2 protein-coding genes are annotated in these 1,456 nt (G+C 77.4%); both read right to left on the reverse strand.

Annotation, left to right across the window (positions count from 1 at the left end; translation table 11 throughout):
• Positions 1-765: ADP-dependent NAD(P)H-hydrate dehydratase (locus ICW40_RS16055; protein ID WP_221655017.1), on the reverse strand; the 765-nt coding region annotated here is incomplete at its 3' end.
• Positions 752-1,456 (reverse strand): histidine phosphatase family protein (locus ICW40_RS16060; protein ID WP_221655018.1); only part of this gene is annotated, 705 nt, incomplete at its 5' end. The genes ICW40_RS16060 and ICW40_RS16055, both read right to left, overlap by 14 nt.

Genomic DNA, 1,456 nt, shown 5'->3' on the forward strand with positions numbered 1-1,456 from the left:
GTGCAGGTGGGTGCCCCAGCACGCCGCCTGCGCCGGCTCGGCGCCGCGCGCGAGGACGCCCGCGACCGCGCCCACGAGCACGTCGCCGCTGCCCGAGGTCGCGAGCCCGCCGCTGCCGGTCGACGCCTGCCACGCGCGGCCGCCCGGTTCGGCGATCGCTCCCCGGCACGTCACGACGGCGCCGTACTCGTCGGCGATCCGGCTCGCCATCGCGTCGGGCTCCGCCTCCTCGTCGAGGCCCAGCAGGCGTGCGCCCTCGCCCGCGTTGGGCGTGAGGAGCAGGCGACCACGGAAGGGCTCGAGGAGCGACCGGTCGAGGTCGTGCAGCACGCCGAGCGCGAAGGCGTCGAGCACGAGGCCCGTGCCGTCGCCGACGCGGGGGAGCAGGGCCTCGAGCAGTGCGGTGGTCTCGTCCGCCCCGGACAGACCCGGGCCGACGACGAGCACGGCGGCCCGGCCCAGGCCGGCGTCGAGCGACTCGACGCCCCTGCCGTCGAGCAGGCCGTCGGCCGTCTCGGGCAGCCCGACGGCTCCGGCCTCGGGCGTGGCGACCGCCACCGCCACCGCGACCGACTCGGGGAGCCCGAACGAGAGCCGACCCGCGCCGACGCGCAGCGCCGCGAGCCCGGCGAGCATCGCCGCCCCGGGCGTCTCCCGGGCACCGCCGACGACGAGCACGGCGCCTCGCGCGTCCTTCGAGTCGGCGTCGTCGGGGAGCGGCCACGAGCGCAGCAGCGCCGGCGCGACGACGTCAGCGCGGCTCACGGACCATGCCCTCCGTGGCGGCGTCCGCCTCGTCGACAGCCGCCTCGCCGGCCGTGCTGTCCACGGTCCCGGCGTGCACGGTGACGGGTACGCCCACCGCGGCGAGGTGCTCCGCGCGGTCGAACGCGCGCAGCCGCCAGGGCTCGGTCGGGTCGCCGTCGGTGCGGACGAGCTCGGTGACCGAGGTGTTGCGCACCGCCGACGTGCGGCCGATCTCGAGGATCTGCGCCTCCGTGAGCTGCTCGAGCACGTAGCGCATCACCATGATGGGGGCGTCGTGGCACACGACCATGACGGTCGGCCCGACGTCGAGGCGGTCGAGCTCCCCGAGGAACGAGCGCAGCCGGAGCGCCAGGTCCGCCCACGACTCGCCGCCGGGCGGGCGGTAGTAGAACTTGCCGAGCCAACGACGGCGCTCCGCCTCGAACGGCATGCGTGCATCCACGCCGCGCGCCGTCAGCGTGTCGAGCACGCCGAGCTCGCGGTCGCGCAGCCGCTCGTCGAGCCGGACTCGCAGGTCCAGGCCCGCCGCACCGAGCGCGAGCAGGGCTGTCTGGTGCGCGCGTTCGTACGGCGACGCCCAGACGGCGTCGGGCCGCTCCGACGGCGGCAGGTCGCCGAGCCAGGCGCCCAGGGCGCGTGCCTGCGCCGCCCCGAGCGGCGACAGCGCGACGTCGGCGTCGCGCGCGGG

Origin of the sequence: Actinotalea ferrariae, assembly GCF_019733465.1 — a bacterium.
Lineage (GTDB): Bacteria > Actinomycetota > Actinomycetes > Actinomycetales > Cellulomonadaceae > Actinotalea > Actinotalea ferrariae_A.